General features: G+C 72.3%; 13 protein-coding genes. 7 read left to right on the top strand and 6 right to left on the bottom strand.

The annotated features are described in order from the left end of the window. Window positions 1-2 precede the first annotated feature (2 nt). From ACIA8O_RS32390 to ACIA8O_RS32370, 5 genes are all read right to left on the bottom strand, one after another. Window positions 3-2,267, bottom strand: a complete 2,265-nt coding sequence (locus tag ACIA8O_RS32390) for a restriction endonuclease (RefSeq protein ID WP_396297570.1) — start codon at window positions 2,265-2,267, stop codon at window positions 3-5. A gap of 215 nt (window positions 2,268-2,482) precedes the next feature. After that, entirely contained in the window at window positions 2,483-2,887 is a 405-nt protein-coding gene (gene msrB, locus ACIA8O_RS32385; protein WP_396297569.1) for a peptide-methionine (R)-S-oxide reductase MsrB, read from the bottom strand. A 21-nt stretch (window positions 2,888-2,908) separates the two neighbouring features. Continuing rightward, on the bottom strand, window positions 2,909-4,291 hold the full coding sequence (gene murC / locus ACIA8O_RS32380) for a UDP-N-acetylmuramate--L-alanine ligase (protein ID WP_396297671.1): 1,383 nt from the start codon (window positions 4,289-4,291) through the stop codon (window positions 2,909-2,911). Window positions 4,292-4,389: 98 nt separating this feature from the next. Beyond that, window positions 4,390-4,848 (bottom strand): indole-3-glycerol phosphate synthase, encoded by a 459-nt coding sequence (locus ACIA8O_RS32375; protein WP_396297568.1) that lies wholly within the window; start codon window positions 4,846-4,848, stop codon window positions 4,390-4,392. A gap of 117 nt (window positions 4,849-4,965) precedes the next feature. After that, window positions 4,966-5,748, bottom strand: a complete 783-nt coding sequence (locus ACIA8O_RS32370) for a pyrimidine reductase family protein (protein WP_396297567.1) — start codon at window positions 5,746-5,748, stop codon at window positions 4,966-4,968. Between ACIA8O_RS32370 and zapE the strand changes: the two genes are divergently transcribed. Beyond that, on the top strand, window positions 5,747-6,841 hold the full coding sequence (gene zapE / locus ACIA8O_RS32365; RefSeq protein ID WP_396297566.1) for a cell division protein ZapE: 1,095 nt from the start codon (window positions 5,747-5,749) through the stop codon (window positions 6,839-6,841). The two genes, ACIA8O_RS32370 and zapE, sit on opposite strands and share 2 nt — an antisense overlap. Window positions 6,842-7,020: 179 nt before the next feature. Here the strand turns inward: zapE and ACIA8O_RS32360 are convergent, their stop codons facing one another. Further along, window positions 7,021-7,842: a polysaccharide deacetylase family protein gene (locus ACIA8O_RS32360; protein WP_396297565.1), complete on the bottom strand. Its 822-nt coding sequence runs from the start codon at window positions 7,840-7,842 to the stop codon at window positions 7,021-7,023. A 171-nt stretch (window positions 7,843-8,013) separates the two neighbouring features. On the opposite strand from ACIA8O_RS32360, the gene ACIA8O_RS32355 reads away from it, so the two are divergent. The 6 genes from ACIA8O_RS32355 to ACIA8O_RS32330 all read left to right on the top strand — a co-directional run bounded on the left by ACIA8O_RS32355 (window position 8,014) and on the right by ACIA8O_RS32330 (window position 14,019). After that, a complete protein-coding gene (locus ACIA8O_RS32355; protein ID WP_396297564.1) occupies window positions 8,014-8,709 on the top strand; it encodes a DUF6445 family protein in 696 nt (231 codons plus the stop codon). Between the two features lie 33 nt (window positions 8,710-8,742). After that, on the top strand, window positions 8,743-9,093 hold the full coding sequence (locus ACIA8O_RS32350) for a hypothetical protein (protein WP_396297563.1): 351 nt from the start codon (window positions 8,743-8,745) through the stop codon (window positions 9,091-9,093). Between the two features lie 60 nt (window positions 9,094-9,153). Continuing rightward, the gene (uvrB, locus tag ACIA8O_RS32345; protein WP_396297562.1) at window positions 9,154-11,244 is read left to right on the top strand and encodes an excinuclease ABC subunit UvrB; all 2,091 of its coding nucleotides are present in this window, start codon (window positions 9,154-9,156) and stop codon (window positions 11,242-11,244) included. Between the two features lie 51 nt (window positions 11,245-11,295). Further along, window positions 11,296-12,030 (top strand): hypothetical protein, encoded by a 735-nt coding sequence (locus tag ACIA8O_RS32340; RefSeq protein ID WP_396297561.1) that lies wholly within the window; start codon window positions 11,296-11,298, stop codon window positions 12,028-12,030. 192 nt (window positions 12,031-12,222) lie between these two features. Beyond that, window positions 12,223-12,801 (top strand): TerD family protein, encoded by a 579-nt coding sequence (locus ACIA8O_RS32335; RefSeq protein WP_396297670.1) that lies wholly within the window; start codon window positions 12,223-12,225, stop codon window positions 12,799-12,801. A 231-nt stretch (window positions 12,802-13,032) separates the two neighbouring features. Then, entirely contained in the window at window positions 13,033-14,019 is a 987-nt protein-coding gene (locus ACIA8O_RS32330) for a TerC family protein (protein ID WP_396297560.1), read from the top strand. Window positions 14,020-14,317 lie beyond the last annotated feature (298 nt).

Raw genomic sequence — 14,317 nt, 5'->3', positions numbered from 1 at the left:
CGTCAGCCCACGTCCACGCCGTGGGCCCGGGCCAGTCCGGCCAGTCCGTCGGACCAGCCCTGCCCCACGGCGCGCAGCTTCCACTCGCCCCGGTGACGGTAGAACTCGGCGACCAGCATCGCCGAGACGCCCGGCTCGGCCGGCGGCTCGAAGGACCAGGAGTTGCCGTCCGCCGCCCGCACCTCCAACTCGGCCCGGCCCAGCTCGGCGCAGGTGGCGGTGGAGTCGGCGTCCATGTTCACCGAGACCGCGACCCGCTGCACCGCCCGCGGCAGCTCCGGCAGCCGCACCAGCGCCGTCTCGGTCAGCGGCCCGCCCGCCCGCCGCTCCTTCGGCCGGAGCGTCACCGCGCCGCCCCCGGCGGTGGGCTGGTGGTAGAAGACGAAGTCCTCGTCGGTGCGGACGGTGCCGTCCTCGGTGAGCAGCAGCAGCGTCAGGTCCGCCTCCGGGCCGGTGGAGGCGAAACGCACCGAGAGCTCGGAGAGCCCGGCGGCGGGCAGCACCACGTTCTGACCCGGGGTCAGGGCGGCCGCCTGCGGCGCGGGCAGCACCCGGGTCCGGTCCTCGCGCGGCAGCGGCCGGTCCAGCTCCTCGCGCGGCAGCACCTGGGTGGCGTCCTCGCTGGCGGCGGTGGCCGGCGGGTGCGTCGGCCAGGGCGGGACCGCCGGAGCCGCGGGAGCTTCGGGCCCGCCGCCGAGGCGGCCGGGCAGGCCCTGCTCGTGCAGCAGCGCGAGCAGCATCGGCCCGTCCACCAGGGTCAGCGGCTTGCCCTCCACCCAGCGGTGCGAGTCCGGGCCGAACCCGGCCGTGGTGACCAGGATCCCCTTCTTCGCCCCGTGGTGGACCCGGGTCGCGTCCAGGTCCCGGACGGCCGTCGGGTCCACCGTGCGGCGGTAGCGCTTGGCCTGGATCACGATCAGACCGCCCGTCACCGGATCCGGGTCCTCGGCGAGCACGTCCACGCCCTGGTCCCCGCTGCGCGCGGTGGTCCGGGTGATCAGGCCCCGCCGCCGGAACAGCTCGGCGACCAGCTCCTCGAACTCCAGCGGGTCCATCGTGAACAGGTCCGGCCCCGCCGCCCCGGCGGACGGCACCGCGTACCCGCCGACCTGCTCCGCCTGCCGCCCGGTGCGCACCTGCTCCAGCTTCTCCGGCCGGGCCGACAGCCGCCCGCGCAGCCCGTCCACCAGGCAGTCCACCGGCGCCACCCGGTCCAGCGCGACCGCCCGGAACTCCTCCTGGCGGACCGTCACCGAGGCCAGGTACCGCAGCTCCTCCCGGCCGCTGGCCGGATCGGTGCCCTCCACGTAGCCGTTCACCACCACCGAGGCCAGCAGCCCCCGCTGGTCCGCCCCGTACACCTCGGCCAGCACCCGCAGCACGCACTGCGCCAGCAACTCCCGGTACAGCGCCTTCCGTTCGGAGGCCGAACGGGCCACCTCGGACTCCCGGTCGTCGCTCTTCACGTACCGCACCCGGGCCACCGCGGGCACCACCTCGAAGCCCGGCAGCTCCCACTCCACCACCAGCTCGCGGGCCGCCGCGTCCCAGGCCACCTCGCAGCCCAGCGGGAACTCCTCCGGCCAGTCCGACCGGCTCCGCAGCGCCGTCTCGAACAGGTCCGCCACCGCTGCCGGCGCCCCCGCGTCCAACTCCGCCACCAGCCGGGCCGCCTGGCCCGCCCGGTCCGCGGCCAGCCGGTGGTTCTCCGCCACCCAGGCGTCGTACTGCGCCCGGTACGCCGCCAGGTGGTGCAGCCGCTCGCCCTCCGCCCGCTGCGCGGCGTGCCAGTCGTACTCGAACCGGGCCCGGGCGTGCGCGGCCTGCGCGTCCCACTGCGCGCGGGCCGCCGGGTCGAACGCCTGCGGCCCGGTCAGCGGAGGCACCAGGTAGTGGTTCTGGTCCGGCATCGGCACCGGCCGCCCCAACGGCCCCGGATCGAACGGCGGCGGCCGGAACGCCCCCTGGGCCTCCGTCAACCGGAACGCCCGCCCCGACAACCCCCGCGCCAGCACCCCGCGCAGCTCCGCCACCCGCTCGTCCAGCTCGGCCGTCCGCCGCGCCGCGTCCGCCTCCCGGCCCTGCTGGTACGCCTTGAGCGCCTCCCGCTCCCCCTGCGCGGCGGCCCGCTGCGCCTCCCGCTGCTCCCGCTCGAACCGCCGCTGCGCCGCCAGCGCCGCCCGCCGCTGCTCCTCCTGCCGGCGGGCCTGCTGCCGCTGCGCCTCCGCGATCATCGCCAACATCCCGGAGCCGCCTCGCCTGGCCATTCCCGTCCCCTCCCACCGACCCGAACGATCAAGTCTGGCACGTGGCAGGCCCATCCGACCCCTGCGAAAGTGGCTACGCCTTCGGGGGCGCGAGGAACTGCGCGCGGGGGAACGGCACCACGTGCGACCGGCTCGCCTGCCCCGACCTCACGCTGGTCCGCCTTCCGTTTCGCGCAGTTCCCCGCGCCCCCGGGGTGGCCACGTTCCGCCGGGGGCTACTCCGTCGGACGCAGCGTCAGGGAGATGCTGTTGATGCAGTAGCGCTGGTCGGTCGGGGTGCCGTAGCCCTCGCCCTCGAAGACGTGGCCGAGGTGGCCGCCGCAGCGGGCGCAGCGGACCTCGACCCGCTTCATGCCGAGGGTGTTGTCCTCGATGTACTGGACCCGGTCCTCGGCGAGCGGAGCGTAGTAGGACGGCCAGCCGCAGTGGCTGTCGAACTTGGTCTCGCTGCTGAAGAGCTCGGCTCCGCAGGCGCGGCAGGAGTACACGCCGACCGTCTTGGTGTCGGTGTACTCGCCGACGTACGGGCGCTCGGTGCCCGCCTCGCGGAGCACGTGGTACTCCTCGGGGCTGAGCTGCTCGCGCCACTCGGCCTCGGTCTTCTCGATCTCGTAGCTCACGGGTCTCTCCTCCTGGAAGGTTCAGGCAGAGGGTGCAACACCGGCGAGCCGCGAGACGATCTCCGGCCCGAGGTTGGTCACGTCGCCCGCGCCCATGGTGAGCACCAGGTCGCCCGGCCGCGCCAGTGCGGCGAGCACGGCCGGCGCGTCCGCGAACACGTGCTCGGCCCGGACGTCCGCGCCGGCCCGCCGCGCCGCGTCGATGATCAGCTCGCTGGTGACGCCGGGGACCGGGTCCTCGCGGGCGGGGTAGATGTCGAGGACGACGGAGGCGTCGGCCAGCGCCAGCGCCTGCCCCATCTCCTCGGAGAGCTGCTGGGTGCGGGAGAACAGGTGCGGCTGGAAGACCACCAGGACCCGGCCCTCGGCGGCCTCCCGGATGGCCTCCAGGTCGGCGGTCATCTCGGTCGGGTGGTGCGCGTAGGAGTCGATCACCTGCACGCCGCCGGCCTCGCCCTTGAGCTGGAGGCGGCGCTTCACGCCGGTGTAGGCGCCGAGCGCCTTGGCCAGGTCGGCGGCCGGGACGCCGAGCGCGACCCCGGCGGCCAGCGCGGCCACCGCGTTGTGCGCGTAGTGGCGGCCGGGGACGGAGACGGTGAAGGTCAGCTCGGTGCCGTCCAGACGGACCGTCACCTCGCTGGTCATGCCGTGCGGCTTGACGGCCAGCACCCGGACGTCGGCGTCCTCGGCCTCGCCGTAGGTGACCACCCGCAGGCCGTCGCGGCCGCGGACCCGGGAGGTGAGCTCGCGGGCGCCCTCCTGGTCGGCCGAGACCACCAGGGTGCCGCCGGGCACGATCCGGCCGACGAAGGTCTCGAAGGACTCGTGGATCTCGTCCATCGAGGCGTAGTTGGCGTGGTGGTCCAGCTCCACGTTGAGGACGATCGCCACCTCGGGCGCGTACTTGTGGAAGCTGCGGTCGCTCTCGTCGGCCTCGGCGACGAAGATCTCGCCGGCGCCGTGGTGGGCGTTGGAGCCCGGGGCGTCCAGGTCGCCGCCGATCGCGTACGAGGGCTCCAGGCCGAGTTCGCCGAGCGAGACGGCGAGCATCGAGGTGGTGGTGGTCTTGCCGTGGGTGCCGGCCACCGCCAGCGCGCGGCGGCCGCCCATCAGGGCGGCCAGCGCGTCGGAGCGGTGCACCACCGGGATGCCGCGCTCGCGGGCGGCCGCCAGCTCCGGGTTGTCGGCCCGGATCGCGCTGGAGACCACCACGCTGCTCACCCCGGCGGGCAGGTTCTCGGCCGCGTGGCCGACGGCCACGGCGGCGCCGAGCGCGCGCAGCGCCTGCACGGTCTCGGAGTCCTTGGAATCGCTGCCGGAGACCCGGGCGCCGCGCACCGCGAGGATCTTCGCCAGGCCGGACATCCCCGCGCCACCGATGCCGATGAAGTGCGGGGCGTGCAGGTCGTGCGCGGCGTCGTTCAAGGAGTGCTCCGTCGTACCTCGGTGCTGTCAGGGGCAAGGACGATTCTGCCCTACCGCGCGGGCCGGGCCGCCCGGCCTCAGGAGTCGCTGGCGAACAGCTTGAGCACCGGCACGCCGACCTTGTGCCGGGCCTGCGAGGCCCAGTCGCGGTGGAAGAACTCCTCCACGAAGTGGGGCGAGGTCAGGACCAGCACCTCGTCGGCGCCGTGCTCCTCGACCACCTCGCGCAGCCGGTCCAGCGGGTGCTCCTCGACCACCTCGCCGACTGCCTCGGCCCCGGCCTGCTGGAGGTGGCGCAGGCTGTGCTGGAGCGATTCGCCCGCCAGGGTGGGGGCCTCCTGCTCCTCGCGCTCGTGCACCGCCTTGTCGAGATGGCCGAGGGCCACGTCGTCGAGGGCGCGGAGCAGTTCGCCCTGCTTGCCGCGCGGCTGGATCAGGACGACGAAGGAGACCTCCTCCTCGCCGTGGAGCGTGGTGACCAGCTCCACGTCGGCGTCGGAGAGCGCCTTTTCGATCATCAGTACGGTCTTGAACACGTGCGTCCCTTCGCAGGTGCAGGCCCCCGGGCGGTGTCCCTTCCCGACTCCCATAGTGCCCGGAGGATGCTTTCCTCACGCTGCACACGCGCCACATGGGCCACGGTGCGAGTCGGATCACTGCGGGGTGGGGGCGGGGCCTTCCAGTCGCAGGTAGCGGCTGAAGAGGAAACCTTTCTCCTCGATCAATGAGAGCAGCCGCATCGACTGCGTGTCAGACATTTCCGCATTGTGGAGGATTCGTGGCGCGTCGCCTCCGGTCAGCAGGGGGGCGATCGAGAGGCAGAGTTCGTCCAGCAGGCCGGCCGCCGTGAGCTGCCCGAGCAACCGCGGGCCGCCCTCGGTGAGCTGCCTGGTCCAGCCCCGCTCCACCAGCTCCCGCTGAGCCAGCGTCAGGTCCACGTCGCCCTTCCCGGCCACGATCAGCTCGGCCACCCCGGCCACCGCCGCGCAGGCTCCGGCGGGCGCGTCCTCGGTGGTGATCACCACCGTGCGGACCAGCGGTTCGGTGAACAGCGGGGAGGAGAGCTCCAGGTCCAGGCTCCGGCTGACGATCGCGATCACCGGGGCCGGCGCCTGCCCGGCCGCCGCCCGGGCCGCCGCGAACTCCTTGCGGGCCCGCGCCGGACGGTACCCCTCCGAGCGGACCGTCTCGGCCCCCACCAGCACCACGTCGCTGAGCGCCCGCAGCACTCCGAAGATCCGCTTGTCCGCGTCCCCGGACAGCCCCTCGGAGAGGCCGTCCAGCTTGGCCCCGCCGTCCAGCCCGGAGACCATGTTGGCCCGCAGCCAGGGGCGGCCGTGGTTCACCTGGTCGGGGTACGCGTAGACCTCGGCGAGCGCCTCCAGCGAGTGGAGGTCCTCGTACCTGACGCCGTTCGGACTGATCAGCTGCTGCATGAGGTCGAGTCTTCCACGGCCGGTACCCTCTACTAACGTGCCCGCAGCCTCCCGCCCCGATGCCATAGCGACCGCCGCCCCGATCGCGCTCACCTCCCGCCGGCCGGTCGTCCCGGCCGAGCGCCTGGTCGCCGAGATGGTGCCGCCGCCGCGCTTCGCCGGCGTGAGCTTCGGCAGCTACAACCCGGACCCGACGCAGCCCAGCCAGTACGAGGCCGTCCAGGTCCTGGAGGAGTTCGCGGCAGGCATCCAGGCGGCGAGCACCCCGGCCAAGAAGGGCTGGTTCCGCCGCTCCGCCCCCGCCCCCACCGGCCCCGCCGGCGTCTACCTCGACGGCGGCTACGGCGTCGGCAAGACCCACCTGCTCGCCTCGCTCTGGCACGCCACCCCCGGCCCCAAGGCCTTCGGCACCTTCGTCGAGCTGACCAACCTGGTCGGCGCGCTCGGCTTCCAGACCGCCGTCCAGACCCTCTCCGGCCACCGGCTGCTCTGCATCGACGAGTTCGAGCTCGACGACCCGGGCGACACGGTGCTGGTCTCCACCCTGCTCAGCCGCCTGGTCGAGAACGGCGTCAAGCTCTGCGCCACCTCCAACACCCTCCCCGAGAAGCTCGGCGAGGGCCGCTTCGCCGCCGCCGACTTCCTCCGCGAGATCCAGGGCCTCTCCTCCCACTTCCGCCCCCTGCGGATCGACGGCCAGGACTACCGCCACCGCGGCCTCCCGGACGCCCCGCCGCCCTACACCGACGAGGCCGTCAGCGCGCGCGCCGCGGAGACGCCGGGCGCCGCGCTGGACGACTTCGACGCACTGCTGGAGCACCTGAAGGCCGTCCACCCCAGCCGCTACGGCGCACTGCTCGACGACGTCCAGGCGGTCTTCCTGCGCGGCGTCCACCAGGTCGACGACCAGTCCACCGCCCTGCGGCTGGTGGTCCTCGCCGACCGCATGTACGACCGCGAGCTGCCGATCACGGCCTCCGGCCTGCCGTTCGACCAGGTCTTCCCGGAGGAGCTCCTCCGCGGCGGCTACCGCAAGAAGTACCTCCGGGCCATCTCCCGCCTGGTCGCCCTGGCCCGCGACAGCGCCGCGTAGGCAGGCGGCGCGGAGAGCAGCGGTGGCTCGGTAGGCGACGACCTCAGGGGCGCGGGGAACTGCGCGCGGGGGAACGGCAACACCTGCAACTGGCTCGCCTGCCCCGACCTGGCGCTGGGCCGCCTTCCGTGCTCGCGCAGTTCCCCGCGCCCCCGGCCTCACCGATTTCCGCCGGACGGTCAGGCACAGAGCTGACTGGCCGTCACCGGTTGGAGGCCGAGGCGGTGGAGGCCGTCGAGGACGCCGGGGAGGGCGTCGACGGTGCCCTGGTGGCCCATGTGGAGGGCGACGACGGAGCCGCCGCGGACGGAGCGGAGCAGACGCCGTTGGAGCAGGTCCGCGCCGGGGTCGGTGTAGTCGTGCGGGTCGACGTCGAAGGACAGGCAGTGCTCGTAGCCGACCAGCCGCGCCTGCTCCCGCACCACCGGGCTGGCGTACTGCGTGGCGGAGGGCCGGAACCACCGCCCGATCGAGCCGGTCAGCCGGCGCAGCCGTTCCGCGCACTCGGCGATCTCCGCGTGCACCTGATCCGGCGTCAGCGCGTTGAGGTCCCGGTGGTTCTGGGTGTGGTTGCCGAGTTCGTGCCCGCCCCGCAGCACCCGTTCGGCCATCTGGGGCTGCTGGTCCAGCCAGCGGCCCACGGCCAGGACGGTCAGTTTCACGCCGTGCTGTTCGGCCCGTTCCAGCAGGGCGGTGGCCTGGGCCGGGTCGCCCTCCCCGTGGAAGGTGAGGGCGATCTCGGAGCGGTTGCGCGGCCCGTTCACCACCTCGACCGGGGTGCCGGGTGCGAGCGGGGCGAAGGCGGGGGCCACCGGCGGCCGGCTGGCTGCGGGGGAGGGCGGTGGCGGCACCGACGGCGTGGGTGACGGTGCGGGCGGCGGGGAGGCGGGGCCCTCGGCGACCGGGGGCTCGGAGCCGGAGCAGGCGGAGAGGGCTCCGAGGGCGGCGGTGGTGGCCAGCCCTGCGGCGGAGCGCAGCACGGTGCGGCGGTCGGCGTTCATCGCGGCCAGCTTAGGGAGCGGGCAACGGGCGTACGACCCGAGTGCGCCGAGCGGACCACACAACCCTCGGTCGTGAACGAACGGGACCAGACCAAAAGTTGACGATCCGTGGCCAAGAGTTGACCGGTCTGCGGGAGAAGCGTGGGGCGGGCCGCTCCTAGGGTCGGCCCCATGCCCCCTGAGCTGCTGCGCCGGCCCGTGCCCGGCCACCCCGTGCTGCCCGTCCTCCCGTACCGCAAGCCCACCCGGGGCCGCGACTACTGGGTCCTGGACGACGTGCTGCCCAACGCGGACGAGGTCCGCGCCCGTGCCCTGGCCGTCGAGGAGTGGGAGGAGGGCTACCCGCACAAGCCCGAGGCCTGGCCCGGGATGCGCGCCATGCCCGCCCTGTTGCCGGACGAACTGGCCCTGGTCGAGGCGAAGGTCCGCAGGGCCACCGGCGCCGCCCGGATCTGGGCCCTGAGCGAGGCCGAGGGCGGCACCTTCAACCACAACTGCGTCCAGGTGGTCGGCGCGGGGGAGAGCGAACCGCGGCCGCACACCGACTCGCGCGCGCTCTGCCGGTACGCCGCCGTGCTCTACCTCAACCCCACCGTGCCCGCCCGCTGCGGCACCAGCTTCCACCGCCAGAGCCTCCCCGGCGGCCGCCTCGGCGGCAACCAGGTCACCGCCCCGCACAACAGCCTGGTCGACGCCCTCGGCACCCGCTACGTCCCGGCCGACTCCTTCACCGAGGACCTCGCCGTGCCGCACCGCCACAACCGGCTGCTGCTCTACACCGCCAACCTGATCCACACCGCCACCGGGTACTGGGGCACCACCCTGGAGGAGAAGCGGATGACCGCGGTCTTCTTCTGGATGGCCTGACCGGGCGTCAGCTCCCGGCCCTAGGGTGTCGGGATGACCGAGACCTTTCCGCACCGCCCGCTCCGCGAGGTCCGCGCGGTCCACGCCTGGCAGCGGAGCTGCCCCTCGGACTTCGCGGACGTCACCGTGGACTTCGAGCCCTGGGAGCCGGGCCTGGTCCTCGAGACCGCCGCGGACCTGGAGGTGCCGGACGGCTGGTCGCTGGAGGAGTTGTACGGGGCGGTCGCCGAGGGCGTCCGCGAGGAGCTGGCCGCGCTGGAGCTGGACCCCGCCGTCACGGTGGTGCTCCGCCGGCTCCGCGTCCACGAGGTCGACTCCAGCGCCCGCTCCTTCCGCCGGGCCGGCCGCCTCCTGGTCCGCAACGCCCTGGCCGTCAAGCCCTGACCGCCGAGCCCTGACCAGGGGCGCTCGGGGATTGTCGGCGGCTGGTCGTACGGTGGGGGCGTGCGTCCCATCACGAAGATCGAGCGTTCCGTGACGCCCTTCGAGGTCGTCAGCCCCTACCAGCCCAGCGGTGACCAGCCGACGGCCATCGCCGAGCTGGAGCGCCGCATCCGCGCGGGCGAGAAGGACGTCGTGCTGCTCGGTGCCACCGGCACCGGCAAGTCCGCGACCACCGCGTGGATGATCGAGAAGCTCCAGCGCCCCACCCTGGTGATGGCGCCGAACAAGACGCTCGCCGCCCAGCTGGCCAACGAGTTCCGCGAGCTCCTGCCGAACAACGCGGTCGAGTACTTCGTCTCGTACTACGACTACTACCAGCCCGAGGCCTACGTCCCGCAGACGGACACCTACATCGAGAAGGACTCCTCGATCAACGAGGAGGTCGAGCGCCTGCGGCACTCGGCGACCAACTCGCTGCTCACCCGCCGCGACGTGGTCGTGGTCGCCTCGGTCTCCTGCATCTACGGCCTCGGCACGCCGCAGGAGTACGTGGACCGGATGGCGCAGCTGCGGGTCGGCGAGGAGGTCGACCGGGACGCGCTGCTGCGCCGCTTCGTCGAGATGCAGTACACCCGCAACGACCTCGCCTTCACCCGGGGCACCTTCCGGGTCCGCGGCGACACCATCGAGATCTTCCCGGTCTACGAGGAGCTGGCGCTCCGGATCGAGATGTTCGGGGACGAGATCGAGGCGCTCTACACGCTGCACCCGCTGACCGGCGAGATCATCAGCCAGAACGAGTCGATGTACGTCTTCCCCGCCTCGCACTACGTGGCCGGCCCCGAGCGCCTGGAGCGCGCGGTGAACGACATCGAGAAGGAGCTGGAGGAGCGGCTCGCCGTGCTGGAGAAGCAGGGCAAGCTGCTGGAGGCCCAGCGGCTGCGGATGCGCACCACCTACGACATCGAGATGCTCCGTCAGATCGGCAGCTGCTCCGGCGTCGAGAACTACTCGATGCACTTCGACGGCCGCGAGCCCGGCTCCCCGCCGAACACGCTGCTCGACTACTTCCCCGACGACTTCCTGCTGGTCATCGACGAGTCGCACGTGACGGTCCCGCAGATCGGCGCGATGTACGAGGGCGACGCCTCGCGCAAGCGCTCGCTGGTCGACCACGGCTTCCGGCTGCCCTCCGCGCTGGACAACCGCCCGCTCAAGTGGGAGGAGTTCCAGGAGCGGATCGGGCAGACGGTCTACCTCTCCGCCACCCCCGGCAAGTACGAGCTGGCCCGGGGCGACGGCGCGGTGGAGCAGATCATCCGCCCGACCGGCCTGATCGACCCCGAGGTGATCGTCAAGCCGACGGAGGGTCAGATCGACGACCTGGTGCACGAGATCCGCAAGCGGATCGAGAAGGACGAGCGGACCCTGGTCACCACCCTCACCAAGAAGATGTCCGAGGACCTGACGGACTACCTGCTCGGTCTCGACATCCGCGTGCAGTACCTGCACAGCGACGTCGACACCCTGCGCCGGGTCGAGCTGCTCCGCGAGCTGCGGGCCGGCAAGTTCGACGTCCTGGTCGGCATCAACCTGCTCCGCGAGGGCCTCGACCTCCCCGAGGTCTCCCTGGTGGCCATCCTGGACGCCGACAAGGAGGGCTTCCTGCGCTCCGGCACCTCGCTGATCCAGACCATCGGCCGCGCCGCCCGCAACGTCTCCGGCCAGGTCCACATGTACGCGGACCGGATCACCCCCTCGATGGAGCTGGCGATCGAGGAGACCAACCGCCGCCGCGAGGTCCAGCAGGCCTACAACACCGAGCACGGCATCGACCCGCAGCCGCTCCGCAAGAAGATCGGCGACATCCTGGACACCCTCTCCCGCGAGGACCTGGACACCGAGGAGCTGCTCTCCACCGGGTACCGCCAGTCCGGCAAGGGCAAGGCCCCGGTCCCCGCCCTGGGTGCCGACCGCAAGCCCGCCAAGAGCCTGCCCGCAGCCGAACTCGCCGACCTCATCCAGCAGTTCACCGACCGCATGCACGCCGCCGCCGCCGACCTCCAGTTCGAGCTGGCCGCCCGCCTGCGCGACGAGATCGGCGAACTCAAGAAGGAGCTCCGCCAGATGCGCGAGGCCGGCATGGCCTAGTGCCTCTCCCGGGGGCTCGCCCCGTGCGGCCTGCGGTGTTTGAATCCCGGAATGGACTCCGACACCGCAGGCCCCCGCCCCGTCAGCCTGGCCAAGGGCGACCGGGCCCGGATCTCCCTGGACAAGGGCGACCGCGAGCTGACCGTCACCGCCTCGCTCCGCTGGGACGGGGGCAGCGACGCCCGCCGGGCCAAGGGCGCGGACCTGGACCTCTACGCCCTGTACGTCCCGGCCGACGCCGTCGAACCGGCCGGGGAGCACCCGCCCGGGTACGTCTTCCCGCAGCTGGAGCGCGGCCTGTTCGGGGCGAAGGACAAGGCGGCGGCCGCCGCCCAGAAGGCGGAGCTGGAGCGCCGGACGGACTCCGGCCGGGCGGTCTACTGGAAGGACCTCGGCTCGCTGGCGGGGGAGCCGTACCTGCTGCTCGACGGTGACGCGAAGGTGCCGGGCGAGGAGACCATCTGGATCGTCCGCCCCGACCGCCAGGGGTACGCGCTGATCTGCGCGTACAGCGCGGTGGGCAACGGCTCCGGGAGCTTCCGCAGCTACGGGGCCCGGGTGGAGGTCTCGGACGGCCGGGGTTCGACGGTGACGGTGCCGCTCTACGAGGACGCGGCCACCTCCTACTGGGTGGCCATCGCCTTCGTGGACTTCACCGACCCGCAAGGGGTGACGATCGGTCACGTCGAGCGGTACGGCCGCCGGCGCACCGAGCGCCGGCCGGTGCTGCACACCGACGGGACGGTGCTGATGGACGCGGGCCCGGTGGAGTTCAAGCGCGGCTGACCGGAACGCGTCGCGTCGGCGGCGGCGCCACGGGGTACGCCCCTTGCACGGGGCGGATGCCCGCAGGCCATAGGGTTGGGGGCCGTGGGCCGCGTGCCCGCGCAGGGGGCCTCGGCCGGGGGACGGCAAGGGGGTGTTCCGCCGTTGCACCGGTCCGGTGGGTGGGCCGGGCCGATGAGAGAGGGCATTGCCGTGTCGGTGAACCTGGCCAAGGGCCAACGGGTGACCCTGCAGAAGAGCTCGGGCGAGTCGCTGACGGTGGTCCGGATGGGCCTGGGGTGGAAGGCCGCCCCCAAGCGCGGACTGTTCGGCAGCCGCACCCGCCAGATCGACCTGGACGCCTCCGCGCTGCTGTACGCCGAGCGCACCCCGTCCGACGTGGTCTTCTTCCACCACCTGGTGAGCAACGACGGCTCCGTCCGCCACACCGGCGACAACCTGGTCGGCGGCGTCGGCTCGGAGGACGACGAGTCGATCCTGGTCGACCTCGCCCAGGTCCCGGTGCACATCACCCAGGTGATCTTCACCGTCTCCTCCTACACCGGCCAGAGCTTCGCCGAGGTGCAGCAGGCGCACTGCCGCCTGGTCGACGAGTCCACCGGCCAGGAGCTGGCCCGCTACGAGCTGACCGGCGGCGGCCCGCACACCGGCCAGATCATGGCCAAGGTCTACCGGGACGGCGGCGGGGGCTGGGGCATGCAGGCGATCGGCGCCCCCGCCAAGGCGCGCACCTTCCAGGACATGCTGCCCGCCATCGAGCCCTTCCTCTGACGGCCCGTCAGGGGGAGTTCTTTACCTTCTTTACCTTTCCTTGGTTCTTCTGTTAGCCTGGCTGGTAACGGAGGGGAGTATTCCCCCGCAGTGACCCCGTCATCACGGGCGCCGTCCGACGGCACCCCGGGGCGCTGGTCCGTGGGCCAGGCGGAGCCGGCCCGACGGGCGGAAGAGACCTCCGGCAGTGACGATGACTGTCTCTCGCCTACCTGCCGGAGGAGCAGCTAAGTGGACGTTTCCGTGGGTCTGTGGGTCGGCACGATCGGGGTGCTCGTCGCCCTGATCGTGGCCGACTTCTTCATCGGCGGCCGCAAGCCGCACGAGGTCTCCATCAAGGAGGCCGGGATCTGGACCACCGTCTGGATCGTGCTGGCCGTGCTGTTCGGCGGTTTCCTCTGGTGGTACGGCGGCTCGCAGCCGGCCGGCGAGTTCTTCGCCGGGTACATCACCGAGAAGTCGCTGAGCGTCGACAACCTCTTCGTCTTCATCCTGATCATGGGCAAGTTCGCGGTGCCGCGGATCTACCAGCAGCGCGTGCTGATGGTCGGCGTGATCATCGCGCTGGTGCTCCGGGCGGTCTTCATCGCCGGCGGCGCCGCCCTGGTCTCCGAGTTCTCCTGGGTCTTCTACATCTTCGGCGCCTTCCTCATCTGGACCGCGTACAAGCTGGTCAAGGAGGCGATGGGTGACGACGAGGAGGAGGAGTTCGAGGAGAACCGCCTGCTCAAGTCGATCGAGAAGCGCTTCCCCTCGACCGACAAGTACCACGGCACCAAGCTGACGATCCGTGAGAACGGCAAGCGGCTGATGACGCCGATGCTGATCGTGATGCTCGCGATCGGCACCACCGACGTCCTGTTCGCCCTGGACTCGATCCCGGCCATCTTCGGCCTGACCCAGGACCCGTACATCGTCTTCACCGCCAACGCCTTCGCCCTGATGGGCCTGCGCCAGCTCTACTTCCTGATCGGCGGCCTGCTCAAGAAGCTGGTCCACCTCAGCTACGGCCTCTCGGTGATCCTCGGCTTCATCGGCGTCAAGCTGGTGCTGCACGCCCTCCACGAGAGCGGCGTCCACGTCCCCGAGATCAGCATCCCGGTCTCCCTCGGCGTCATCTGCGGCGTCCTGGTGATCACCACCATCACCTCGCTGCTGGCCTCCCGGAAGCAGGAGAAGGCCGAGCAGGCGGAGTCCAAGGCCGAGATCGACGCCTGACGCTCCACCACCCCATGAACAGCAGGGCCCCGGCCACCCCACCTCAGGCCGGGGCCCTGCTCCGTGCCCGGCGGTCGGAATCGAGCCAGTTCGCTCTCCTCGGGTTCTCCGTCAGGGGGGTCGGCCCAGCCTCCTTGTCACGGTTGGTGGAGATTGCTCGATTGGTCTGCGAAGGGATCAAGCCAGCGTGAAGAAAAGGTGATTGACAGCCCGTCAGCCCGCGGGGAATGGTGACCGCTGATCAAGGGCGGCGCTTCGGAGGCCCGCCCCGGGGGATGAGACGGGGGCTTTCCCTAGC

The organism is Kitasatospora sp. NPDC051853, assembly GCF_044452665.1.
GTDB lineage: Bacteria > Actinomycetota > Actinomycetes > Streptomycetales > Streptomycetaceae > Kitasatospora.
This window is presented reverse-complemented; position numbering and strand designations above follow the sequence as displayed.

What these genes read in the sequence shown, in the direction of transcription:
- ACIA8O_RS32350 (WP_396297563.1), top strand. Translation starts at nt 8,743, where the DNA reads ATGACCGAGACCTTTCCGCACCGCCCGCTCCGCGAGGTCCGCGCGGTC.
- ACIA8O_RS32355 (WP_396297564.1), top strand. Translation starts at nt 8,014, where the DNA reads ATGCCCCCTGAGCTGCTGCGCCGGCCCGTGCCCGGCCACCCCGTGCTG.
- zapE (WP_396297566.1), top strand. Translation starts at nt 5,747, where the DNA reads ATGAGGTCGAGTCTTCCACGGCCGGTACCCTCTACTAACGTGCCCGCA.
- ACIA8O_RS32340 (WP_396297561.1), top strand. Translation starts at nt 11,296, where the DNA reads ATGGACTCCGACACCGCAGGCCCCCGCCCCGTCAGCCTGGCCAAGGGC.
- ACIA8O_RS32370 (WP_396297567.1), bottom strand. Translation starts at nt 5,748, where the DNA reads ATGCAGCAGCTGATCAGTCCGAACGGCGTCAGGTACGAGGACCTCCAC.
- ACIA8O_RS32360 (WP_396297565.1), bottom strand. Translation starts at nt 7,842, where the DNA reads ATGAACGCCGACCGCCGCACCGTGCTGCGCTCCGCCGCAGGGCTGGCC.
- ACIA8O_RS32390 (WP_396297570.1), bottom strand. Translation starts at nt 2,267, where the DNA reads ATGGCCAGGCGAGGCGGCTCCGGGATGTTGGCGATGATCGCGGAGGCG.